The following is a 21673-nucleotide window of genomic DNA, read 5'->3' on the forward strand; positions in this document are numbered from 1 at the left end:
AAAGAGCCTCACTATGAGGCTCTTTTATAATCAAACGCAAAAATGACAATTTTCCCGGTCTAAACCATGAACACCAGATAAACTAGTGAGATGCGCTCGCCCCTCAATCAGCCCCATTTCATACCCTTCTAGTAAAACGGATTGTCGCATTGATAAGCGCTGAACATGAAAATTATCTGGTGGGGCAATCACCCTAACATGTGTTCCTGGTGGAGGGTTACGAATAAACTCTAATGATTGATTATAGTTATCTGCACGTCTTAACATCGCATCCGCCATTTTGGGGTGCTCCGCAAACAGTTTCTTCATCAGCCATGTGGTCTTAACTGGCTTTTTGGCATAATTCAGTGGGTGAGAGAGTACTACGGTTATGTCGCGAGCCCCTCGACGATAAGCCTCACGCACTGGGATAGAATCAGCGACCCCACCATCGGTATAACAACCACCAGAAAAACAAGGGGTATGCTTGTAGGCAATCGGTAATGCTGTTGTCGCTTCAATCGCATGGTGAAAATTATCACGTGTCACGCGATAGTAATCTGCCTGCCCTGTATCTACATTTGTTGTCGCTGCGAGAAAAGGAACGCCATTAAACAGTTTATTTTCATCGACGGGATACAAGCGATTAGATTCTTCAAACAACCACTTCACATCGATGAGATCCCCACCTTTAACGAAGCGAGTCGGGTCAAAAAAGCGTTTACTTGTGGCCAGCTTAGTAATGACGTTAATACTGCGATGCGGGTAGTCGGTCAAATACCCAATCAAATTTGATGCACCAGCAGATACACCGATTGCAAAATCAAACGGTTTATAACTCTGCTCTAAAAACGCATCTAACACTCCGCTTGCGAAGACGCCTCGCATCGCGCCACCTTCTACTACAATTGCTTTTGTTGCCATATTTCCCCCATTCTCCTTGCCAAAAGAGTAATGAAATTCGTGCAATCACAACAATTGAATATTCTTATTATTGAAATAGGTGAAGTCTATTTATTTCTCTCTTAGAAAATGAAAACTAAAGTTCAAAAAATCCGTACCCGTTAGAAATGTAATTGCGGGCTTAACCAAGGTGGCAAGGTCTAAGAGAAATCTAGGAGAAAACCGTTTTATAGGCTTCGCCCGCGCCATCAATGAACATTTGAGTACCAATAACCGCTAGAATTAAGCCCATCATTTTAGTCACAACATTTAGAGCACTTGGTCCAACCGCTTTGACCAATTTGTCTCCAAACAAAAACAGTACATAGGTGATCACACAAAGGACAGCGAAAGAAACGATAGTAATAATGGTTTGATCGAAACCACCCGCTGTCGCAAAGTTCATCGCGGTAGCAATCGTTCCAGGCCCAGCTAATATTGGCATCGCCAGTGGAGACACTGCAATACTCAATGCCGCCCGTTGCTGAGCTGGTGAATACGCCTTCTCTTTGGTTTTTTGATGCGTCGAATCACCTTGAAGCATGTTAAAACCTATCAAAAACACCAAAATACCGCCTGTTATTCGCAATGCATAAAGCGTGATACCAAACAAATCAAAAATTAACTTACCGGCAATAGAAAATATCGCGATGATAATAAATGCAATAAAAACCGAGCGGAGCGCAATGGAACGGATGGTTTCTTTATCTTCATCAGCAGTTAAACTCAAAAAGATGGGAATATTGGCGATAGGGTTCATGATGGCAAAGAAGCCCATAAACACCGTAACTGTATGAACAATGAGTTCTTTCATATTTTCCACTGCATTTAAATTATTGATTCTAAAAACAGTATATACGCTCTCAAACAGAACGAGTGGTGTATTCTCTATTCGTCTTCACACTTATGCACCAAGCATTGTTTTTCTTTTGAGATAGTTTACCGACTCATCAAATGTCGCTAAGGTGAGTCTTCAGCCTTTAACGTAACAGGGGATGTTAAGTCACCATGAACAGCACGATTCAAACAATTCTCAATCACCGCTCAATTCGAAAATTCACCTCACAACCGATTGAGAGTGAACAATTAGATGCCATTCTTCAAGCCGGCCTTGCGGCATCCTCATCAAGCATGTTGCAAGTCGTTTCAATTATCCGCGTGACCGACAAAGAAAAACGCACGCTATTAGCTCAATATGCCGGAAATCAAGGGTACGTTGAAAGCGCGGCTGAGTTTTTGGTGTTTTGTATTGATTACCAGCGCCATGCCAGTATCAACCCAGATGTTCAAGCTGACTTTACCGAGTTAACGCTAATAGGCGCTGTAGACTCGGGCATCATGGCACAAAATTGCTTGCTTGCGGCGGAGTCGATGGGACTAGGAGGTGTGTATATTGGTGGTTTACGAAACAATGCCCAAAAAGTAGACGAATTATTAGGTTTACCTAAAAATACCGCCATTTTATTTGGTATGTGTCTTGGTCATCCAGATCAAGCCCCTGAAGTAAAACCTCGCCTACCTAAGCATGTCGTGGTGCATGAAAATCAGTATCAAGACCTAAACTTGGATGATATTCAGACGTATGACCAAACTATGCAAAACTACTATGCAAACCGTTCGAGCAATCAAAAACAGAGTACTTGGTCACAAGAAGTCACCAGTAAACTGGCTGGGGAATCACGTCCGCATATCCTGCCTTACTTAAACAGTAAAGGACTCACTAAAAGGTGATGACCACAACACGATAGGATCAAAAAAGGCCTCTGAAGAGGCCTTTAGAATTTATCAGCAAAAACTTGCTTAGTTACCGCCTGTCGCGCCAGTGCCTGGACCCGGTGGATCTTCAGGTTCAATTGGCTCACCGACTTCCGCATCTGGAATTTGTGGTACGTCAGGTTCGATATCTTCTAATGGAATGTCGTTATCGATAGCCTCTTTTACATCAGCAACAACTTTCTGAGTATCTTCAGCTGGAATCGTTACGTAGATAACGTCACCTGAATCATTCTCAGGATAATTTGGGTTCGCCGCGATTACATCTTCTGTTATTGCTTTTGCAGCAACAGCTACAGCTTCAGGCGAAGCTGTTGGGTTCGCTTTGATGATGTCTGATACAACGTTTGCTGTTGCAACTAGCTGAGTAGCAAGTGCGCTGTTACCACCCTCACTGCCAAGTCCTGCTACTACAGATTCTGTATCACGAAGGATTTCGTCAACTGTTTTACCACTTGCATTGATATCGATACCCAAATTCTCGAATACTTTTTCAGCGATATCAGAAGAGTATACTTCACCATCTTTTAAAGAGTTAGCAACCAAAGTCGTAAATGGAGAGCCTGTTACCAATGAATCCGCCTGGGCTAGGCCTTGAGGGATTTTGTAGTCAGATGTAATAGGTTTGCCATTTGACGCGTCTTTACTATCTTCTGTGTGCGTTAATACGAAAGCACAATCACCTGGCGCATTTACAACGTTGATATTTTCAAAACGCGCTTTACCAACCATACCTTCATAGTTTGTTGTATTTTCAATCGCGTCGTATGTCTCACCACCACATACTGCTTGAACTTTCATGCCGATAACAGCTGGGTCATAAGCCTGAACTGAGTATCTTTTTACCTCAGGGTCGCTGTCACTACCACAACCTGCTAGTAGGACTGCTGCCACACTTGCCGTTAAAAGTTTGATTTTCAAAATTAGCTCCAATATTTGTTGTTATATCCGACCGCAACAGGAAGCATAACGGCAGTTGCATATAGTGTAAATAGGATGCATACAACTTTGGCATGAGTTTTTTCACATTCTTGCCTGTTTGCTTGTGCAAAATCATGCATTCATCTCAATAACGTTAAATAGACACAATTTTGTCATGTATTCGTCAGTATTTTTTCAAGTAACTTGTTGCCTTTATTGCAACCAGATGGATAATAGTTGACTATTTTTTGTGGGTCGGATTTTCACACCTTCATTAATGAAACTAAGAGCTCTAAGTCGCTAGCAGCCATTTGGAGTGTTTATTACACAAATAATTCTGAATGGACTCGCTTTCTAAAGGCTTAAAACTGCAGTAAATCATCAATATTGATGAAATGCAGTTCAATTAGAATGAATCAATTTCAGTCGGCAAACTTTCTTTCGGTAGTTATAAACCAATGAACACATTTAATAAATTTTTGGGGATATCAGTACTTCCTATCCTTCTTACAGGGTGTACTTTGCCTGGTAGCCACCTTTCGGTCAGTGACAAAACAGTCATGAGCACTGAATCGAGTGATATAGAGTCTCAGGTTACCGTTTATCCCTTAACTTTGGAGCGCGTAACGTCTTTAAATTCAGTGGACCCTTTTTCAAAACCAAACCCAGAGTTAGATATTGAAATCGCAAAATATGAATACGAAGTAGGACCTGGCGATATCCTAAATATCACTATTTGGGATCACCCAGAGCTAACGATCCCAGCGGGCTCATACCGAAGCTCAGCCGAAGCGGGTAACTGGGTGCATTCGGATGGCACGATCTTCTACCCTTACATAGGTGTCGTACATGTTGAAGGCAAAAACGTACGTCAGATTCGTGCAGACATTGCAAGCCGCCTTGCAAAATACATTGAGAGCCCACAGGTCGATGTAAGCGTTGCGGCATTTCGCTCTAAAAAGACTTATGTAACTGGCGAAGTTAACAAGCCAGGACAACAACCAATTACAAACATCCCCCTTACACTTCTAGATGCTGTGAATAGAGCTGGCGGACTGGCTGCCGAGGCTGATTGGCGTAATGCGACACTGACACGCAATGGCGTTGTTGAAAACGTCTCTTTGTATGCTCTGATGCAACAAGGCGATTTAACTCAAAACCGCCTTCTAAAGCCTGGCGATATTGTTCATATTCCTCGAAACGATGCGCAAAAAGTATTTGTTATGGGCGAGGTTAACGATCCGAAATTACTCAAAATTGATCGTAGCGGCATGAGCCTTACTGAGGCTCTTAGCAGCGTTGGTGGTATCAGTGAAATCTCCGCAGATGCTACCGGTGTGTTTGTCATCAGACGTTCAAAAGAAGAAGCTAAAATGGCGGACATTTATCAGCTAGATGTTTCTGACGCTTCTGCTTTGGTGATTGGTACTGAGTTTGATCTCAACCCTTACGACATAGTCTATGTGACGGCAGCACCTGTTAGTCGTTGGAATCGTGTGATTGCTCAGCTCGTTCCAACCATTTCCGGCTTTAATGAACTAACCGAAGGTGTACTACGAGTACGCACTTGGCCGTAAAACAACGTGCCGCAAGAAAATTATCTCTTGCGGCACGTAATCGATAGCTACTCAGCTCAATTGCGCAATATAAAGAAGCCAGCAATTCAGTTGAGATCATAAGCATACAACTTAAAGTAGGGTAAGCATTTGTTTTCTAATATTCTTGTCGTCTGTGTCGGTAATATTTGCCGCTCTCCAACAGGAGAGCGGCTTTTGCAGTCTTTACTACCAAACAAACATGTCGCATCAGCAGGAATCGCAGTAGATAAGAGCCATCTAACGGGAAAAGCTGCTGACGAGATGGCAACCACTATCGCGAACGAACATGGCGTAAGCTTAGATGGACACGAAGCACGACAATTAACACCTGAGCTTTGCGCTCAATACGATCTGATATTGGTTATGGAAAAAGGTCATTTAGAAGCCTTAACCAAAATCGCTCCTGAGGCACGAGGTAAAACGATGCTGTTTGGACAGTGGATAAATGAAAAAAGCATCCCTGATCCATACAGACAAAGTAGAGAAGCTTTCGAACATGCATATACGCTTATAGAAAAAGCAGCAAAAGCGTGGTCTCAAAAACTATAAGCCGCAAGGCTAAATAAACGCCAATGGCAAGGTATTTAAGAAGTTAAAGTAATGACAACACAAACTATTAAGCAATCACGTCAAGCCGACGATGAGATCGATTTGGGAAAGTTATTTGGGATCATTCTCGATGCCAAATGGCTCATTCTATGTACCGTAGTCCTATTTTCAATTATAGGCGTCGGCGTTGCCATTCTATCAACACCTATCTATAAAGCTGACGCTCTTATCCAAATCGAAAGTAAGAGTTCAGGTGGTATTTCAGCGATGGTTGGTGATATGGGAGAGCTGTTTTCAGCAGAATCATCAGCGACAACAGAAATAGAGATCATCAAATCTCGTATGATCTTGGGCGGTACTGTTGATAAGTTCAACTTAACGACTGTCGTTTCTCCAAACTACATGCCAATTATTGGTAAAGGCCTAGCTCGACTACAAGGTGAGCAAATCAGTCTGAGCGTTTCACGATTTAATGCTCCTTCTTACGCAGTTGGCGTTCCTTTAACTCTTGAAGTTATTGATTCTGAAAAACAGACGTTCAGGCTCTTAGAAGATGACAATAACGTCATTCTAGAAGGTAAAGTTGGTGAACTGCTTGAGAAGAATGGATACCAGTTTTTGGCGACTGAACTTGTGGCTCAAACTGGTGACTCATTCACGGTCAGCAAAATCAGTAAATTAGATGCAATTAATAAACTTCAAGAAAACTTATCGATTAGCGAACGTGGTAAGCAAACCGGGATTATATCTTTAAGCTTCTCTGGTGAAGACCGCGCTAAGATTCAAGATATCTTGAACGACATTAGCCAAAACTACTTCTTACAAAACGTTCAAAGAAATTCTGCAGAGGCAGAGCAAAGCCTCGAGTTCTTGAAAGGTCACCTCCCAGACATCAAAACAAAACTGACCGCTTCTGAAGACGTTTTAAATCGGTTCCGTCAAGAAAATGAATCTATCGATTTAGGCCTTGAAGCTCAGTCAACGCTGAAAGTAATGGTTGAGTTAGAAGCACAGCTAAATGAGCTTACATTCAAAGAAAGTGAGATCAGCCAACGCTTCACACAGGATCACCCAGCTTATAAGTCGCTACTTGATAAACGTGAAACACTACTAAAAGAGAAAGAACGTCTTAATAAACAAGTTCAAAAGTTACCGAAAACACAGCGTGAAGTTCTACGTATGACACGCGATGTAGAAGTAAACCAACAAATCTACATCCAACTATTGAACAAGGTTCAAGAGCTCAACATTATTAAAGCCGGAACAGTTGGCAACGTTCGAATCTTAGATAACGCTCAATCTTTCTCTAAGCCAATCAAGCCGAAAAAAGCGCTTATCGTTGTGCTAGCAACACTGCTTGGCGGTATGGCAGGCGTGGCTTTCGTATTAATTCGTGCAGCATTCCACCGTGGTGTGGAAACACCAGATCAAATTGAACAGATTGGCATGCCAGTTTACGCAAGCGTTCCAAAATCTATTCAACAACTGGAATTTGCAAACAAGCTTAAGCGCAACAAAGGCAGCAACAATGAGCTAGTCCTTCTAGCGGAAGCTAACCCAGCTGATCTTTCCATTGAGGCTCTACGTAGTCTTCGCACTAGCTTGCACTTTGCAATGATGGAAGCGAAGAATAACGTTCTTATGATTTCAGGTCCTGCACCATCTATCGGCAAAACATTTGTATCGACCAACTTTGCGGCCGTAGCTGCGAAAACCGGTCAGAAAGTGCTGCTTATTGATGCGGATATGCGTAAAGGTTATTTGCAGCAATGCTTCGGTCTACGTTGGGACAACGGTCTTTCTGATTACTTGAGCGGTAAGACATCCCTTAGCAACATCATTAAATCTACATCCATTGATAATTTAGATGTTGTGACTCGCGGCCAAGTACCACCAAATCCGTCAGAACTTCTTATGCACCCTCGCTTCAAGAGCTTTGTTGACGAGATGTCTGCACAATACGATCTAGTCATCATCGATACACCGCCTGTACTCGCAGTTACCGACCCAAGCATTGTTGGCGCGCTTGCAGGAACAACTCTGATGGTCGCTCGTTTTGATCAAACGACTTTGAAGGAGATTGAAGTCGCGCAAGGTCGCTTCGAGCAATCAGGCGTTGAAGTTAAAGGTGTGATTCTCAATGCAGTTGAGAAAAAGGCATCTAACTCATACGGCTATGGATACGGCTACTATAACTACGCGTACAAAAGCGAATCATAAGTTGAATTTAGATCGCTAATTAAACCAAATATGACAAAGCCCTGCTAGAAACAGCAGGGCTTTTTCTATTGCACTCTTAATTGCTTGTACGTAATCAAACTAAGCAAGACAAAGAATATTGGGTCACTCCAACCAAAACCGACAAATACTCCGATAATGCCGGCATAGGTAGTAATCACTGCCCCTAAGCCATTAGTAATCAATAATGCTTTAAACAGCTGTTTCGCAGTATGCCCTGATTCCACATTACGTAACATCAAACTCACCGCAGCGATTCCACCTAAAAAGATCGAAGTATGCTGCGATAAAAACAGCGCGTACTGGTCGTTAATTTGTACTCCATACATCGGCCACATTATGGTTGGTACAAAAAACAACGCAAAAGCGAATACCGTATATACGACACCATGAACGGTTAGAAAAGTGCGGTTGGTCATCATCTCCTTATCCTCTAATAGGCCCTTGATTGAGCGTCGTTAACGGCACATTGATATCGAAAATTTGACCTCGTACTTCGACTACGCCCATTTTTCGTAAGCGTGCGGCATGCATTTCGAGATACGCTTGCGCCGTGGCTTCATCTTCAAAAAGATAGATACCACCACCGAGTTTGTCTTTTTCGCTTTCCGTCCAGATTTTCCAAATCATGCCCGACTCTTGGTTAATCGACTTAGCTAAGTCGACCAAAGCATTCGACATCTCTTCACCAAACGGACCATGAAATTCAAAATCAACTTGTAATAATTTCGCCATCTTGAGTCTCCTCTTCTTATTGACTCGTTTTCGATGACAAGATTATTACCTTTATAAAACTGACAGAAAAGTTCATAATTTCGCCATTAACTGTCTAAAAAATTGACTCATGAGACTAAAAACGACCTTAGAACAATGGCAAACGCTACAAGCGATTAATCAAGAAGGCAGCATTCAATCCGCAGCTTTACTGCTCAACAAGAGCCATACCACATTGATCTACTCGGTGAGGAAGTTAGAAGACCAACTTGGTATTCAACTTATCGAAGTACGAGGGCGCAAAGCGGGTTTGACAGAGCACGGCAAAACCATACTGCGTCGTGCACAATCCATGCTTGAACAAGCGCGGGAACTAGAAGTCATCAGCGAGCAGTTAAAAAGTGGGGTGGAATCTCAAATCACGGTCGCAATAGATCATCTTTGTGACCCTTGTTGGCTTTATGCACCACTCAGTCAATTTTTGGAGGACAACAACACGACCTCCGTTCAAGTGGTCGAAACGTCACTGAGCAAAACAACCGAAATGGTCGTAAATGAGCTCGCTGACATCGCAATCATCAACTTACCGATAACCAACTACCCTGCCGAAGCATTTGGCGTAACAACCATGCTGCCTGTAATCGCAGCACACCATCCACTCGCTAAAAAGCCGCATGTTTCCATCGACGATTTTGCAACCACCAGCCAAATTGTCATCCGTGACTTAGGTGATTCAGACAAAACGAAAAGAGATGTGGGTTGGTTACGCGCACGTCAGCGTATTACCGTCGATAACTTCGACCACGCTTTTCACGCCGTAGAGCAAGGCGCTGGATTTTGTCGGCTACCAGCGCACTTAGTCGCAACCCGCAAGAGCGATAAAATTAACGTATTGGAGATCGAACACTCCCATCAATATCAAGTTGCGCTGCACCTCACTTTGCCCAAAGGAGCCAAAAGTGGTCCTGCGACTCAAGCGCTTTATCGTACTTTACTCAAAAGTGTAGAAACTCGAGTCTAGCAACAGTGGTATTGAGTTGAATCGCTAGTGTTATCGGCTATTGATTCTCCCTAAATATAGAGAAACGGCCATTTTGTGACGCTACACTCTCACAAAAGGTTGCACGAAGGATAGCGACCACCTACTATCACTCTGCTCATGCCTAAAGCACCCAACACTCGCGGAAAGAACTCGGTTCACGGCAATATCCTCACCTGCTTGGTTTAGCAGGCACAATCTGTTTTTACCTTCTTTTTTGCTTCTATATAGGCGAGTGTGGAAGACATAAGAAGGGTGAAATATGAACTCTACAAATAGCTTCTCGATCAATATCAATCAGCAAAAATCCATTGCTAAAAAAAGGCTCAAAGCTATCCGCCTATACGATGACGCTACGTTGGAGTTAGTTAAGCGATTTCACTCCAAACCAGAATCTTTGGCTCCCAATACAATTCAATTGGCTGACGTTCAACATGCACTCGCAAGAGAACTTGGCTTATCCAGTTGGAGTAAACTAAAAGCTCATGTCGAAGAGCTAGAAGCGCACAAACTAGCCATCAAACAACAAAAACCGCCCCTAGATGCGAAAGTAAAAACGCTACACGTTCGTTGCGGTCACGATATACAACAACAGCTTAAAACCAGTGGATTTGAAGGGACATTTTTAGCCCTGATCGATCCGCTTTGTATTGGCCCCATACCAGCAACACCGCAGAACTTCCTTGCCATTCGTGCCCAATATGTCGTAGAGACTCTGCTGCCTGTGATGAAGCGTGAAGACTCGGTTCAAGATATAGTCACATTGGAACAATCAAACCTCGATCTGTTGCAAAGTGATGTATTTGAACGAATCGTCTTTTGGGTCGAACATGACAGTTATGATCAATTGATGCTAATTCGTGCTCTAACACAGTTAGAGAATGTAGAGAATAAAGTGATAGAGATCATTGAGTTGAACCAGTTCCCGGGCACTGAACGATTCATCGGCTTTGGGCAGTTGCCTGAAGAAGCTATTCGTTCTTGTTGGCGATACCGTAAACCTGTGACAGCAAAATTATTCAGTCAGGCTAAACGGTGTTGGCACGCTATTACATCACCAACACCTATTTCCATAGTTAATTTAATTCAGCAGCATAACCTGGATTGCTTGCCCAATATATTCAACGTGCTTAAACGCCATTTGCAAGAGTTACCTAATTCACAAACTGGATTGAGCTTGACACAACACCTCGCACTAAAGGTCTTGAGCTCGCAAAATCGTTCAATTCCCATCAAAGATTGGTTTGAGCAATATCAACAACTAGAACCTCTTCCTTACCTAGGAGACGTGATGTTTTACGCGTTACTCCTCCCTCTAGCACAGTGTCAAACACCTTTGATCACGATTGAGTCACGTGAAAGGCACTGGTGGGAACAAAGCGTCCGTATCACTGAGGCTGGCAAGCAGTGTTTGGAAGGCTTAATACGAGCGAAACAATGCTATTGGGTTGGAGGGATTAAAAATACCAGTCAAAGTTATTGGAGCTGGGATCACCTCCAACTAACTACACTTGCCAACCATCATTGAATTGACAAATATGAAAGCATAAAGGGTTCGTTGGCTCTGATGAACACTCAATACTAAATTATCCCTAAAGAAGCGACCGCTAGCCTGAATATAACTTAAATAGTTATGCAGAAATGCATCCACTCAAAGAGAGTATGCACTCTATCTCTTATTAAAATTTATTGTAAATCCTCTTTGTTATCGGTTGTATATTCGATAAAAGTGTTAAAATACAAACTTTTCATCCGGCCAATTCGTTAATATTTGGTTAAAATCCCATTTTTATTAGTGATAAAGTTCACATCTATTAACCATTTAGAGGATTATTCTTTCGTATTTTCTCACTCCGCTGCTAATCTGCTCGCCGCTTTGAAGTGAACTCAAGGTGCATAACTATAAGGAGTGTTCTCATGAATACCAAGAAACCGATGTCGCTTACCAGCCGCGTAATTTTAGGTATGGTTGCGGGTATCTTGACAGGATTTGCAATTCGCACACTTTTTGCCGACAACGGATTTGTCGACGCATACATTGTTAATGGATTATTCGAAGTTGGTGGACAGATCTTCGTTGCCAGCTTAAAAATGCTTGTTGTACCGCTAGTATTTGTTTCGTTAGTTTGTGGTACTAGCTCTCTCAAAGACCTCTCTACACTGGGTCGCATGGGCGGTAAAACCCTCGCTTTCTACGTTACGACAACGGCTATCGCGATTACGCTTGCTCTAACTATGGGTACTCTATTCCAGCCAGGGGCAGGGGCAGATCTAACGGCAGCAAGTTCATTCAAATCAGCCGAAGCGCCATCTTTAGGTCAGGTGATCATCGATATGTTCCCGACCAACCCAATCAGCGCAATGGCAGAAGGTAAAACTCTGCAAGTTATCGTGTTCGCCGTGCTATTCGGTATCGCGATCAGTGCAGCGGGTAAACCAGGCGAACGCATCGCAGCATTCTTCTCTGATCTGAATGAAGTGATCATGAAGCTGGTCGCGATTTTGATGAACTTGGCGCCTTATGGGGTGTTCTTCTTAATGGCGAAGCTATTCACTGGTCTTGGTCTGGGCGCGATCGTCAATCTGGCAGAGTACTTCTTAGTACTGGCTGGTACGCTTGTCCTACACGGTCTAGTCACTTACAGCTTGATGTTAAAAGGTTTCACTGGTCTAAACCCAATTACGTTCCTACGCAAGATGGAAGACGCGATCATGTTTGCTTTTTCTACAGCATCATCGAACGCGACGATTCCAGTGACAATGGAAACAGCAAAGCACCGCATGGGTGTTGAGAACCGTGTATCATCGTTCACTGTTCCTCTAGGTGCAACTGTGAACATGGACGGTACGGCGATCATGCAGGGCGTAGCAACTGCGTTTATTGCTCAAGCTTTCAATATTGATTTAACTATGGGCGATTACATGATGGTTATCATGACCGCAACACTTGCATCTATCGGTACTGCGGGTGTCCCTGGTGTTGGCCTAGTAATGCTTGCTATGGTATTGAACCAAGTTGGTCTGCCACTTGAAGGTATCGCGCTCATCATGGGTGTTGACCGTCTTCTTGATATGATTCGTACCGCGGTAAACATCACTGGTGACAGTGCAGTAACCGTCATCGTTGCGAAATCAGAAGGTGCATTGGATGAAGCTCGCTTCAACGACCCAATGGCAGGCGTTGCCGAAGAGGAAGTGCATCTGAAGCGCGCGGAAGCTTAAATACTTCCAAGTTAAATTATCCTGTCTAAGCAAAAACCACCTTACTCTAAGGTGGTTTTTTATTTCCAATTAACCCGAAATCAAAAAGGTTTAGATAAAATTCTCGTCCCCCCGAAGGTTGTTTCAATTACTAATAGGTCAGTAGTTAGATTCTATATTAGTTCATCTAGAGGGTTAAGATAACTCGCCTATGTTTATCACTTTGAAAATGATATAAGGGACATTTTCATCATATAGAGATACAAATTCCATTATCAAATTAAAGTTCAAAACCAAATCGCGATAGATAGTAGTCTGATAATTAAGTTGGTACTAAGATACATACATCATAATTTCATGTTTAAAAATAGTCTTTTTTTATTCATATTCTCATTTCCAATACTTGCATTAGGTTTCAACGAAAGTATGTTCGATTTTTTTAAGAAATTTAAATATACATTAAGCCCAGAGATAAAAGGTACTTTAGTTCTTGATCAAAGACCTCTAAAAAATTTAACCGTTTACTTAGAAGCTAATTTTTTAAAGAATGCTTACAAAAGGAGTTCAATTACTAATGAGTTAGGTGAATTTCACTTTAAGCCAGTCATACATTCTCAACGGTTTAAAGAATCAGCTTTGAATCAAACATATTCATATATCGGAATATATACCTATATAAATGAAGAAAAGAAGTACATTTGGGAGTCTCAGTTAAGCTACGTTTCACCGCCTATATTTATAAAAGATAACTTAAATAACCTTTACTGTGAGCTTAAAAATAAAGAATTCCGATATTTTTTCAAAAATATCAATCTAGAAAGTGCTCGAGATCTAATGGTTATTAGCAACTGCAATTTAAATGGATTTTTATATAAAACAGAGTTTACGGAGGATACATAATGCCGTCTTTAACACCAAAACTTGCATCAGAGATCGCGAACATACCGTATGGAGTATACCAGGGACAAGGGAGACTAGCGTTTAGGGGAGAAGGAGGTTTTGAAAAACACTTTGCATTTTCGCAGCAAGATGTTTTTAGTGGCCGAACTGGAGGCATCACAGGATTAGATCGTATACCATTGTTTAGAAAAGTGGTACCTGGTGTAATGAGAACATCTGAAGCATTTGCGGTAATTGGTATTGGGAAAGGAAAATATAAGGGAGATTTAGTAATTTCCATTAGAGGGACGCAAAACGCCAATGATTGGGTAACCAACCTAAATGTCGGCCTTAAAGGCTCTCCAAATGGCTCTATCGCTCATGCTGGATTTATTAATTCATTTTCAAGTATCAAACCAAGCATAAAACAATATTTACAGCAATGCCAAAATTTACCTAACCGTATTCATTGTGTTGGGCATAGCTTAGGAGGAGCTCTGGCTTCATTATGTTCTGATTGGCTGAGAGAAGAATATTCATTAAGAGTGAATTTATATACTTTTGGCGCACCTAGAGTTGGTTTAGAACAATATTCCCGTAAATCTAGTAAAAGCAACGACAAAGTATACCGCTGTACTCACGGCGCAGATCCTGTGCCTAAAGTACCTGTCTGGCCATTTATTCATGCTCCACATAATGGCGATGAGTACCGCTTAGACGCTAGTACTGGCTTTAATTTAAATGCTCATAGTATGTCTAGCGAAACAAGCTTAGGGTATTTAGATAATGCTAACTCCGAAACGTGGGGAGCAATAAAAGTCAGATCTAACAAGTACTTGTATACACCTACTAGATTTAAGTTTGAGCACAGAAACCAAGCATCATTTACAGAATATTGGTCAGAAAGAATTCAAGCAGCATTAATAACCTTATTAAAAGATACTGGCTTGTTTGCAGCAATAGCAGCCCAAGCCACAGTATCTACTGGAATGACATTTTATGATATACTCGCCAGAAATATAGAAAAAGTAGCTAAAGCTTCTAAAGTAAGAGAATCACAAGTCAAAGGGCTGTTAGGCCATATGCTGGTGTTTATTGGAAAACCAGTAACAGCAATTGAAGATATGTCTGCAAAGTTTATTAGAAACGTTTTTCTTATGGTATTTGGAAAACTTTATCGAGCAGCACAAATGGCTATTAGTGCTGTAAAATAAACTTTCAACTTAATCAGACATCGAATTCAGTTTTTCTCTGGCTTGTGCTTCGTGTTCTTTAGTGATGGCATTACCGACTGAGTTCGCGGCTAAGGTAAGTGCCGCCATATCATCGGTAAAACCGACGCCAGCTAGTACGTCTGGCACCATATCTGTTGGTAGGACGAAGTAAGCCAGCGCGCCACCTAGTATAGCCTTGTGGCGAACGGCGGTGTTGGAATCTGTCATCGCGAGCCATGATTTTATGCCCATTACGGCAATTTCTTCACCCGCTTTCTTAACCGACCCTTTCATTTTTCGCCAGAATGTTTTCTCATCTGGCGCTTGCATCGTTTGATCTTTGGCGTCTTTCGGCGCCGATTTTACAGACATTGTTGTGCTCATCGTTGCCTCCGAAATTTATGACTGTGGCCAACATATTAATAAATCGAACCTGAACGCAAGATTAATAACAAGAAATGATAGTAAAGTGAAACAAAAACACAGATAGAAAAATCCCCAAACCGAAGTCTGGGGATCGTGATGTTGGGAACTAAGTTGCCGAGGGCGCTACTGAGCTATCTTCTCCAGTACACGCATCAGCATTTTGATACGTGGTTCGATAGACTCAAGCAACAAGTACTCTTGGTCACTGTGGAAACCTGCACCGATAGGTCCTAGACCATCCAAAGTTGGAATGCCAAGAATTGCCGTATTGTTTGCATCAGAGCCGCCACCCACTTCTTTCCAGTTGATGTCGATAGCCAGTTCACTTGCGGCTTCTTCAACTAATGCCATCAGGCTTTCCGTTTGCGCACTTGGCACCATAGAAGGTTTGTAAGCTTCACGAACCAACTCGATACTCACACCATCAACGAATGGTGTTTCCAGCATGCCGTTTAGCTTGCTGTCGACATCATCGTATTCTTCGTTGCTCCAGAAACGTACATCCACGATCGCTTCAGCGTGCTCAGGGACGATGTTCGCACCGTTGCCGCCAGAAATAATACCGACGTTCAGAGTAGTACCAGATTCAAAGTTGGTCATTGCATTGACTGCGAGAATCCAATTCGCCATCTCAGTGATTGCGCTGCGACCGTTTTCTGGCTCGTTACCTGCGTGAGCAGCAACGCCATTAAAGGTCATTTTGTAGCGAGCCATGCCTTTGCGCGCTTTCACTAAACCGCCATCTGCACGTGCTGCTTCTGCAACCAGTACATTCTTAGCGTTTTTCGCTACTGATTGAATCCAATCCACAGAGTCCAGAGAGCCCGTCTCTTCATCTGGGTTCATGCAGATAGCGATAGACAACTTATCCAACACCGCTTGGTCGAGGTTACGCATCGCGTATACGATGTTCAGCAAGCCAGATTTCATGTCCGAGACGCCCGGACCGTAAGCTTTCTCTGCATCTTGAGACATTGGACGAAGCTCAGCAGTACCCACAGGGAACACGGTATCCATATGACCAATCAGCATCACGTCGATTTGCTCAGCTTCCGGCTTATTTCGAACTTCAAGACCGATGCCCGCTCTGCCACAGTCAATGCGTTTTACGCTCCAACCTGACATCGCTTGGTACTTCTCTTCAAATTGAGAAGCGATGTACTCGATACCATCAGTGGTGTAAGTACCACAATCCACATTCATTAGCGGACGTAGCTCTTCTAGATATTCATTTAGAGAGAATTGCATAACTCACTCCTAGACAAACAGATTCATCACCAGCATTGCGCCAAACGCGTTCAATACTGAGATTGCAATCATAACTGGGATATAACGACCTTCAGTGCCGATTGGGCCCATGATACGACCCATGTACTGAACTTGAGAGCCCATTAGGTAGATAGCAGGCGCAAGAATCGCAATGTGCGTACCGTTCAGGATACCTTGGTCAAATAGCGTAATAACTACGCCCACCGCGCCACCCATCGACATCCAAGCACCGATCAATACCGCTGCTGCTTCACCCGGAAGACCAAACACCGCCATGATTGGAGAGAACACCGTGCCCATCAGATCCAGTGCTCCCGTGATTTGTAGCGCTTTGATGATAACAAACGCCATCAATACGTTAGGCACCGTAGAGGTAGTCGCAATCACCCAACCTTTCTTAGCACCTTCGACGAAGATATCCGTCACCATTGGTTTTTTCGCTTTAACGTCACCCATTATGCCGTCTCCTCTTTTAAGTTCCCTGATTTGTTTTGGTCTTGCTTGTCTTCTTTACCTTCCGTCATGTTCAGGTAGATACGGAACAGGTTCGCGCCGATGATCTTAAATGCGAACATCACCACAACTGCTAAACCAATAGAAGACGTTACTGCTAGAGAGCCGTCAGCCATCGTCAGTGTGAACAGCACAGCACCCGATGAGAAGAAGTTCACGATGGTTGCACCTGCAGTGAACTGGAACATGGTAAATACGTCCGTTTCACGCTTAGTTAGGTGACCTTCATCTTTTAGCTGACGCGTCATTGCCGCACCTGCATCGGTACTTTGTAGAGAAGCAATTAAAGCCAGACCAGAGTTACCAGGGATGCCCATTAGAGGACGTAGAAGAGGAGTAAGAAGCTTACGAGCTGCTTCAAGTGCACCGTAGTGCTCAAGTACGTTGATCATACCTAATGCGAACATAACGGTTGGAATCAAAGTAAGTGCGAAAATGAAACCGTCACGAGCACCGCTACCGCCAGTACCACGGAAAGATGTGGTCGCAGCTTGTACCTCGCCATCCGCACCTTCCGTTACGCCGTAAGCCACTTTACCGAAAGAGCCATTAAGCGTTGTAAAATCGAATACACCGTACCATTCGCTAGATTGCATCAGGCCAGAAAAGAACACAACCGCAAACGCCAGAGCAACGTAGCACCCCAGTGTAACTTTACGCTCAGTTTGAACAGGAATTTTCATAACATTACCTACACATGTGGAACTTAACACATATGTTCACCTGAATAATGTGCTAGAGAGATGATCAAAATCAATCCGCCTGCCGAACATTATCGCGACTCAGTTATGAAGTTTTGTTTTATGATTCCAATCACAATTGAAAGATAATAAAAATTTGTGCTAACAATTAGGTATATTAATCTATGTCGATAGCTCACGACTTCTTCATCAACTCAACAAATGATTCTGACGAATATTGCTTTCTACAACATTCATGACGTACTTCATACTTTGGCATTGAGGCAATATCGATTAACTCGAAAGTAACATTCAGCCACGAAATTTAGGTTAGGATGGCCCGGTCATATGTAAACGGTATAAACCAGAATTAACAGGACTATACGACCCATTGTTACGCTCACAATATAAAATAGCCAAATGGACACTCGCCCTCGTTCTTTGGGTGGTGATGATATGCTTAAGCCAAAATTCTGGTTTCTCGAAAAGCTGCCCGAAGGCTCACCAAATACAGAGTCAGCAAGATGAAAGCGTGAATTTATCACCATCTTGCGACCTTTCAGAAAAGCTGGTTCAAGCTTACCAACATCAGTTTGATCATATTCTTATTCCATTTTTTCTGTTTGCTTTGATTGTGGCGCTGCCGATGACAACCACAGCAATTCGCTATCTGGAATACACAGAACCGATACCGGAAAAGTATCGGGTTCACCTAAAACTTTGCGTGTTTAGAGAATAAAGCCAGCAAGGCGAGAGACCTTTCTGCCTGACTTTTGTACATATTTTATTCACTTCACATAACAAACAACGAAATTTAAAAGTTTTAGGAAATATTATGACATTCACTCGTACACTTTTGGCGTTAACGATGGCTATCGTATCTGCCGTATCTTTCGCATCAGAAAAGACCGCAGAACAAAAGCTAGAGGAAGTTACTCAGATACTAAAAGAAAACCCTCAAATTCTTGATTCATTGCACCAAAACCTTCAAGAGTACATTGCGTATCAACAGTCATTTGGCGACACCTTGAAGGAGGTTCGTCAATATCTAAGTGATGGCAAACATTCCTCTTTTGGTGCTGAAAACCCTGAGTTAACCATTATTAACGTAACAGACTACAGCTGCCCTTTTTGTAAACGTTTAGAAGGAGAGCTGGTCAAAGTTGGTAAGGAATATCCGCAGGTAAAAGTGCTTAACCTCAATGTCTCTTTTAAAGAACAATACGAGAAAAACGGCTACAACTCGGCAAGTTACGCATTAAATGTTTGGCAAAACCAGCGAGATAAGTACGAACAAGTGCATGAGTTATTGGTGAAAAAACCGGGCGCACATGACGCACGTTCCTTAAATCAAATCGCGAAAAAAACGGGGACAGAAGCACAGCTTGTCGACGACAAAGAGACCAAAGCGTTGCTTGATAAAAACTATCAGTATTTCACGCAACTTGGTTTACGCGGCACGCCTGCGTTGATCATTAATGATCAAGTCATTCCTGGCTATGTGCCGTTTGACGAGCTAGAAAAAGTCATCGACCAAGAACTGGCGAACTAAAACAACAAAGCCCTTCCCTGATAACTCAAGGAAGGGCTTTTTCTATCTAGGCTTAAAACGAAGTTCTAACTACTTGTCGCGACCCACAAACGCCACAACGACTTTGTCATTGCCAAGCGAGCGAGAGAACACGTACGCGCCTTCTTGTTCAATTACTTGATGCTGACCCGCACCAATCGCTGGGTGCGCTTTACGGAACTGACCAAGAGTTTGCCAGTGTTTGAGCAGCGCTTGCTTCTCATCAGATAGCTTCCATACCATGTCAGAACGAGTGCCTTGGTGGAAATCGTCCGCGTAAGGACCAATGTTACGACCAACTTCATCACCATAATAAACCTGAACAGCACCAGGACTCAAAAGCAGTGCATTCGCGGCGTTACGCTGCATACCGTAATCTTTGAAGCGAGAGAAGAACAGCTCGGTATCGTGAGAAGACATGTAGCTCACAGGGTTAAAGTCTTTCTCATTGGCGATAGTGTCCGCATAGCTTTGGTAAGTGTCTGCCATTTGGCTGAAACACGCCGCGCCTTTGTCTAACTTCTTCTGCATATCGAAGTTAATCAACGCATCAAAGCCGTCGTCGAAGTAAGGGCTGCGATATGCGGTATGTCCCCATACTTCACCCATCATCCAGAATGGCTGACCTGACTTACCGTTCTCTTTACGCCACTGCTCAAGGCTGCTTGATGCCTCTTCTTTCAAGCGTTTCCACACATCGCCTTCAACGTGCTTCACCGTGTCGACACGGTAACCATCAATACCAAAGCGTTTCACCCAATCAGTTTGCCACTCAATTAGGTAGTCCGAGACGGTGTAATTATCACGCTCCTCAACGCGAGTGCCAGGGTTATCCAATAGCCATTGAGCTGGCTTCACGGCTTTGTCTGATTCAGTGATAAAGTCTGGCAAACCCGCCAATGACATGGTGATATCACTGCTGCCCGGAACTGGGTATCCCGGTAGACCTGTTCTTACCCAGTCACCGCCCCACCATTTCGCCCAGTTTGGACTCTGGTAATCAATATTCTGGTGGTAGCTATGCCAGTTTTCGCCCGCTTTTGGTTTCCAATCCCCCCATTTCTTAGGTAGGTCAGCGTTTGGTTTTAACACCTCAATACCGTCAAATTGCAAATCGGCTAACGTTGAGTAACCAGTGTGGTTGATTACTGCGTCCATCAAGACTTTAAGGCCACGTTTATGTGCCTCTTCCACCAGCTTTTTAAGATCAGCTTCGTTACCGAAGTTCTCATCAATCTTGGTAAAGTCACGCGTCCAGTAACCGTGGTAAGCGTAGAATGGGAATGAGCCGCTATCGCCGCCACCCACAAAGCCGTGTACTTGCTCAACGATTGGCGACAACCAAATCGCATCGGTACCTAGGCTCTTTATGTAATCTAGCTTTTCGATCACACCTTTTAGGTCACCACCGTGAAAGGTACCAATCTCTTCTTTACCGTCTTTCTTGCGACCATAGCTGTTGTCATTGCTCGTATCAGCATTATTGAAACGGTCGACCATCACGAAGTAAATGTTGGCATTGCGGTAATCAAACGGCACTGCTTCTTTGGTTTTCTTCACTGGCTCTAGTAGCACCAAACCGCCTGAATCTTTGCTTGGTGTCAGCGATACTTGCTGATCTTTTACTTCGACCATCTGACCAGAATAGGCATCACGCAACTTGGTGCCATCGGGGAAACTGTCACCCAGCGCGATGGTGACTTCGCCGCCTTGGTAAACCTCACATTGCACTTGTGGGATTGGGCGTTTAAATTCTGTCTTGGCAGCTTTCTTAGGCTCTCGCTTGAAGCGTAGAGTTTTGGCTTCCGCATCAAAAGCAAAAGAGTAATCGCCAGTAAAACGGATTTTTAAAGGCAGTTCTGTTGGCTTTCCACAGTTCAGCGCGATAGGTTTGTTGAATTTGACCTTCTGACCATCAGGCGCGACACAGTCGCCTTCAATACCCGTGATTTTGAGCGTGTATCCGTCTTTGGTTAAGGGCACAACCAAAGGCTGCTCTGCACTTAACGGAAAGTCACGGCTGTTGGTCGTGGTAGCAATGGTGATGTTTGGCTCGGCGATGGCACTTGCCGATGCAAGCAATAAGGTAGTCGTAATCAGATTCAGTTTCATCGTTCAGTCCATTGGTTGCGCATAGGCGCAGTATTCGTGTTGTAGTTTTATTCACA

21 protein-coding genes are annotated in these 21673 nt (G+C 43.3%); 11 read left to right on the forward strand and 10 right to left on the reverse strand.

Annotated features, from left to right (window positions below; translation table 11 throughout):
- Nucleotides 1–30: 30 nt before the first annotated feature.
- Both MTF70_RS05305 and MTF70_RS05310 read right to left on the reverse strand, forming a co-directional pair.
- The gene (locus tag MTF70_RS05305) at nucleotides 31–903 is read right to left on the reverse strand and encodes a patatin family protein (protein ID WP_017634445.1); all 873 of its coding nucleotides are present in this window, start codon (nucleotides 901–903) and stop codon (nucleotides 31–33) included.
- A gap of 190 nt (nucleotides 904–1093) precedes the next feature.
- Nucleotides 1094–1735 (reverse strand): MarC family protein, encoded by a 642-nt coding sequence (locus MTF70_RS05310; protein WP_005374889.1) that lies wholly within the window; start codon nucleotides 1733–1735, stop codon nucleotides 1094–1096.
- 194 nt (nucleotides 1736–1929) lie between these two features.
- Here MTF70_RS05310 and nfsA point away from each other — a divergent pair, with 194 nt between their 5' ends.
- Nucleotides 1930–2652, forward strand: coding sequence for an oxygen-insensitive NADPH nitroreductase (gene nfsA, locus MTF70_RS05315; RefSeq protein ID WP_025768625.1), 723 nt, complete (start codon nucleotides 1930–1932; stop codon nucleotides 2650–2652).
- Between the two features lie 69 nt (nucleotides 2653–2721).
- Here nfsA and MTF70_RS05320 read toward each other — a convergent pair whose 3' ends face one another.
- Nucleotides 2722–3615 carry a hypothetical protein gene (locus tag MTF70_RS05320; protein ID WP_025768626.1) on the reverse strand — a complete coding sequence of 298 codons (894 nt, stop codon included), beginning with the start codon at nucleotides 3613–3615 and terminating at the stop codon, nucleotides 2722–2724.
- Nucleotides 3616–4073: 458 nt separating this feature from the next.
- On the opposite strand from MTF70_RS05320, the gene MTF70_RS05325 reads away from it, so the two are divergent.
- The 3 genes from MTF70_RS05325 (at nucleotide 4074) to MTF70_RS05335 (ending at nucleotide 7982) form a co-directional block, all read left to right on the forward strand.
- Nucleotides 4074–5192 carry a polysaccharide export protein gene (locus tag MTF70_RS05325; protein ID WP_017820139.1) on the forward strand — a complete coding sequence of 373 codons (1119 nt, stop codon included), beginning with the start codon at nucleotides 4074–4076 and terminating at the stop codon, nucleotides 5190–5192.
- Nucleotides 5193–5321: 129 nt separating this feature from the next.
- A complete protein-coding gene (locus MTF70_RS05330; RefSeq protein ID WP_025768627.1) occupies nucleotides 5322–5762 on the forward strand; it encodes a phosphotyrosine protein phosphatase in 441 nt (146 codons plus the stop codon).
- Nucleotides 5763–5813: 51 nt separating this feature from the next.
- Nucleotides 5814–7982, forward strand: coding sequence for a polysaccharide biosynthesis tyrosine autokinase (locus tag MTF70_RS05335; RefSeq protein WP_005374875.1), 2169 nt, complete (start codon nucleotides 5814–5816; stop codon nucleotides 7980–7982).
- 65 nt (nucleotides 7983–8047) lie between these two features.
- Here MTF70_RS05335 and MTF70_RS05340 read toward each other — a convergent pair whose 3' ends face one another.
- Together MTF70_RS05340 and MTF70_RS05345 are read right to left on the reverse strand one after the other, a co-directional pair.
- On the reverse strand, nucleotides 8048–8419 hold the full coding sequence (locus MTF70_RS05340) for a hypothetical protein (protein ID WP_017634450.1): 372 nt from the start codon (nucleotides 8417–8419) through the stop codon (nucleotides 8048–8050).
- Between the two features lie 7 nt (nucleotides 8420–8426).
- Nucleotides 8427–8735, reverse strand: coding sequence for a monooxygenase (locus tag MTF70_RS05345; RefSeq protein WP_005384613.1), 309 nt, complete (start codon nucleotides 8733–8735; stop codon nucleotides 8427–8429).
- A gap of 109 nt (nucleotides 8736–8844) precedes the next feature.
- On the opposite strand from MTF70_RS05345, the gene MTF70_RS05350 reads away from it, so the two are divergent.
- The 5 genes from MTF70_RS05350 (at nucleotide 8845) to MTF70_RS05370 (ending at nucleotide 15047) form a co-directional block, all read left to right on the forward strand.
- A complete protein-coding gene (locus tag MTF70_RS05350) occupies nucleotides 8845–9735 on the forward strand; it encodes a LysR family transcriptional regulator (protein ID WP_042521726.1) in 891 nt (296 codons plus the stop codon).
- A 280-nt stretch (nucleotides 9736–10015) separates the two neighbouring features.
- On the forward strand, nucleotides 10016–11281 hold the full coding sequence (locus MTF70_RS05355) for a DUF1835 domain-containing protein (RefSeq protein ID WP_042521728.1): 1266 nt from the start codon (nucleotides 10016–10018) through the stop codon (nucleotides 11279–11281).
- 389 nt (nucleotides 11282–11670) lie between these two features.
- Nucleotides 11671–12975: a dicarboxylate/amino acid:cation symporter gene (locus tag MTF70_RS05360; RefSeq protein WP_169628759.1), complete on the forward strand. Its 1305-nt coding sequence runs from the start codon at nucleotides 11671–11673 to the stop codon at nucleotides 12973–12975.
- Nucleotides 12976–13380: 405 nt separating this feature from the next.
- Entirely contained in the window at nucleotides 13381–13854 is a 474-nt protein-coding gene (locus MTF70_RS05365; protein WP_232284613.1) for a DUF6795 domain-containing protein, read from the forward strand.
- Nucleotides 13854–15047, forward strand: a complete 1194-nt coding sequence (locus tag MTF70_RS05370) for a lipase family protein (RefSeq protein ID WP_005374861.1) — start codon at nucleotides 13854–13856, stop codon at nucleotides 15045–15047. Before MTF70_RS05365 ends, MTF70_RS05370 begins: the two co-directional genes overlap by 1 nt.
- A 9-nt stretch (nucleotides 15048–15056) precedes the next feature.
- On the opposite strand, the gene MTF70_RS05375 is transcribed toward MTF70_RS05370, so the two are convergent.
- The 4 genes from MTF70_RS05375 to MTF70_RS05390 all read right to left on the reverse strand — a co-directional run bounded on the left by MTF70_RS05375 (nucleotide 15057) and on the right by MTF70_RS05390 (nucleotide 17938).
- Complete coding sequence (locus MTF70_RS05375) at nucleotides 15057–15431, reverse strand: YkvA family protein (RefSeq protein ID WP_042522180.1); 375 nt, start codon at nucleotides 15429–15431, stop codon at nucleotides 15057–15059.
- A 165-nt stretch (nucleotides 15432–15596) separates the two neighbouring features.
- A complete protein-coding gene (locus tag MTF70_RS05380; RefSeq protein ID WP_042522182.1) occupies nucleotides 15597–16721 on the reverse strand; it encodes a M20 family metallopeptidase in 1125 nt (374 codons plus the stop codon).
- A 9-nt stretch (nucleotides 16722–16730) separates the two neighbouring features.
- Complete coding sequence (locus tag MTF70_RS05385) at nucleotides 16731–17198, reverse strand: YjiG family protein (RefSeq protein WP_005374849.1); 468 nt, start codon at nucleotides 17196–17198, stop codon at nucleotides 16731–16733.
- Nucleotides 17198–17938: a nucleoside recognition domain-containing protein gene (locus MTF70_RS05390; protein ID WP_025768634.1), complete on the reverse strand. Its 741-nt coding sequence runs from the start codon at nucleotides 17936–17938 to the stop codon at nucleotides 17198–17200. Before MTF70_RS05390 ends, MTF70_RS05385 begins: the two co-directional genes overlap by 1 nt.
- Nucleotides 17939–18386: 448 nt before the next feature.
- Between MTF70_RS05390 and MTF70_RS24420 the strand changes: the two genes are divergently transcribed.
- A complete protein-coding gene (locus MTF70_RS24420; RefSeq protein ID WP_049872671.1) occupies nucleotides 18387–18674 on the forward strand; it encodes a hypothetical protein in 288 nt (95 codons plus the stop codon).
- Nucleotides 18675–18770: 96 nt separating this feature from the next.
- Nucleotides 18771–19487 (forward strand): DsbA family protein, encoded by a 717-nt coding sequence (locus MTF70_RS05400; RefSeq protein ID WP_025768635.1) that lies wholly within the window; start codon nucleotides 18771–18773, stop codon nucleotides 19485–19487.
- A 69-nt stretch (nucleotides 19488–19556) separates the two neighbouring features.
- Here MTF70_RS05400 and MTF70_RS05405 read toward each other — a convergent pair whose 3' ends face one another.
- Nucleotides 19557–21617, reverse strand: coding sequence for an alpha-amylase (locus MTF70_RS05405; protein ID WP_042522184.1), 2061 nt, complete (start codon nucleotides 21615–21617; stop codon nucleotides 19557–19559).
- Between the last annotated feature and the right edge of the window lie 56 nt (nucleotides 21618–21673).

It is taken from the genome of Vibrio sp. 2CM40D (genome assembly GCF_023161825.1).
Lineage (GTDB): Bacteria > Pseudomonadota > Gammaproteobacteria > Enterobacterales > Vibrionaceae > Vibrio > Vibrio alginolyticus.

What these genes read in the sequence shown, in the direction of transcription:
- MTF70_RS05305 (WP_017634445.1), bottom strand. Translation starts at nt 903, where the DNA reads ATGGCAACAAAAGCAATTGTAGTAGAAGGTGGCGCGATGCGAGGCGTC.
- MTF70_RS05310 (WP_005374889.1), bottom strand. Translation starts at nt 1,735, where the DNA reads ATGAAAGAACTCATTGTTCATACAGTTACGGTGTTTATGGGCTTCTTT.
- nfsA (WP_025768625.1), top strand. Translation starts at nt 1,930, where the DNA reads ATGAACAGCACGATTCAAACAATTCTCAATCACCGCTCAATTCGAAAA.
- MTF70_RS05325 (WP_017820139.1), top strand. Translation starts at nt 4,074, where the DNA reads ATGAACACATTTAATAAATTTTTGGGGATATCAGTACTTCCTATCCTT.
- MTF70_RS05335 (WP_005374875.1), top strand. Translation starts at nt 5,814, where the DNA reads ATGACAACACAAACTATTAAGCAATCACGTCAAGCCGACGATGAGATC.
- MTF70_RS05340 (WP_017634450.1), bottom strand. Translation starts at nt 8,419, where the DNA reads ATGACCAACCGCACTTTTCTAACCGTTCATGGTGTCGTATATACGGTA.
- MTF70_RS05345 (WP_005384613.1), bottom strand. Translation starts at nt 8,735, where the DNA reads ATGGCGAAATTATTACAAGTTGATTTTGAATTTCATGGTCCGTTTGGT.
- MTF70_RS05350 (WP_042521726.1), top strand. Translation starts at nt 8,845, where the DNA reads ATGAGACTAAAAACGACCTTAGAACAATGGCAAACGCTACAAGCGATT.
- MTF70_RS05355 (WP_042521728.1), top strand. Translation starts at nt 10,016, where the DNA reads ATGAACTCTACAAATAGCTTCTCGATCAATATCAATCAGCAAAAATCC.
- MTF70_RS05360 (WP_169628759.1), top strand. Translation starts at nt 11,671, where the DNA reads ATGAATACCAAGAAACCGATGTCGCTTACCAGCCGCGTAATTTTAGGT.
- MTF70_RS05365 (WP_232284613.1), top strand. Translation starts at nt 13,381, where the DNA reads ATGTTCGATTTTTTTAAGAAATTTAAATATACATTAAGCCCAGAGATA.
- MTF70_RS05370 (WP_005374861.1), top strand. Translation starts at nt 13,854, where the DNA reads ATGCCGTCTTTAACACCAAAACTTGCATCAGAGATCGCGAACATACCG.
- MTF70_RS05375 (WP_042522180.1), bottom strand. Translation starts at nt 15,431, where the DNA reads ATGAGCACAACAATGTCTGTAAAATCGGCGCCGAAAGACGCCAAAGAT.
- MTF70_RS05380 (WP_042522182.1), bottom strand. Translation starts at nt 16,721, where the DNA reads ATGCAATTCTCTCTAAATGAATATCTAGAAGAGCTACGTCCGCTAATG.
- MTF70_RS05385 (WP_005374849.1), bottom strand. Translation starts at nt 17,198, where the DNA reads ATGGGTGACGTTAAAGCGAAAAAACCAATGGTGACGGATATCTTCGTC.
- MTF70_RS05390 (WP_025768634.1), bottom strand. Translation starts at nt 17,938, where the DNA reads ATGAAAATTCCTGTTCAAACTGAGCGTAAAGTTACACTGGGGTGCTAC.
- MTF70_RS24420 (WP_049872671.1), top strand. Translation starts at nt 18,387, where the DNA reads ATGATATGCTTAAGCCAAAATTCTGGTTTCTCGAAAAGCTGCCCGAAG.
- MTF70_RS05400 (WP_025768635.1), top strand. Translation starts at nt 18,771, where the DNA reads ATGACATTCACTCGTACACTTTTGGCGTTAACGATGGCTATCGTATCT.
- MTF70_RS05405 (WP_042522184.1), bottom strand. Translation starts at nt 21,617, where the DNA reads ATGAAACTGAATCTGATTACGACTACCTTATTGCTTGCATCGGCAAGT.